Here is a 1,096-nt window from a genome sequence, read left to right on the forward strand (position 1 = left end):
CCCAGAAAGCTACGAGGCAGGACTCCACCTCCGAGGATCGATCATGTGGCTGAAGCACCTCGCCTCAGCCACATGATCCGAACTTCGAACAGCCCCTAGTGACCACGGCTGGCTGAGTTGGTGTCGTCTGCGCACGAGCGTGAGGTGCGCGGTGGACGGGGCGGGCTCAACCGCCGCCACAGGCCCTCGCGCTGAGAGTGCGGATCGTGCTGGCTTGTAGCGAGGCCGAGCCGGAGGGACTTGCGCGGTCGGCAAGTTCCGTGGCCCGGCAGTTGCAAGAAGTTCTCGGCAAGCTCGACCGGGCGGTCCGCAGGTGGCTGCTGGCGCACCCTCGCTTCCACCTACACTTCACCCCGACCAGAGCCGGTTCACCGGTGCGGCGGACTTGATCGCCGCATCAGGGGCGAAAAGTCATTTGCGGGGGCGGCCCCGGCCGGACATAGGGTGGGGCGAAAATGTCTGAGGCATACTCAGGGGGAACCATGCGTAAGACCATGCTCGTCGCCGCCCTCGCAGCGGCCACGCTGATGGTGCCGGCGCTCGCGGGCACGGCCCAGGCCGCCCCGGCGGCCAGCTGGAAGTGCACGACATCGAAGAAGACTGTCGATCATCCCGGGTCGAGCGCTGTCTGGGATGATTTCGACTTCAAGGTCACGACCTGCTCGAAGCGGTCCGGCGGCACCATCCACGCCAGGGTGAACGTGGACGTTGACGGTCCGCCCGGGTTCTCCGGCTTCGACGTGGTCAATGAGGCTCGCGTGCTGGTGCAGGTCAAGCGCAGCGTGGCCGGTCCCGACCCCGTGTCGAAGTACACGTACGGAACCGGCCTGGGCAGCAAGATGAACAACCTCAATGGCAGCGGGAACACCTTGTACACCAGCCCAACGGTCGCCCACCGGGCCGCTGCCGGCTCCCGGTACTACGGTGACTCGGTGCTCCAGATAGACTGGAAGACCGACGGCAAGGGGCTGAAGAGCTACGCCTTCTCAGCCTCCCCGCTGGTCTGACACACGGAGTGGTGGCGCCTCCAGAGGGGAGGGGGCCACCCCCACCACAAGAAAAAAAAACAATGAAGGGAGCACCAACACGAGAAGAA

The 1,096-nt window shown here is 65.2% G+C and carries 1 protein-coding gene; it reads left to right on the top strand.

The window, feature by feature from the left end; all coding sequences use genetic code 11:
• Window positions 1–482 precede the first annotated feature (482 nt).
• The gene (locus ACFWIA_RS33075) at window positions 483–1,007 is read left to right on the top strand and encodes a hypothetical protein (protein ID WP_387010955.1); all 525 of its coding nucleotides are present in this window, start codon (window positions 483–485) and stop codon (window positions 1,005–1,007) included.
• Window positions 1,008–1,096: the final 89 nt, after the last annotated feature.

The sequence above is a fragment of the Streptomyces sp. NPDC127068 genome, from assembly GCF_042724695.1.
Lineage (GTDB): Bacteria > Actinomycetota > Actinomycetes > Streptomycetales > Streptomycetaceae > Streptomyces.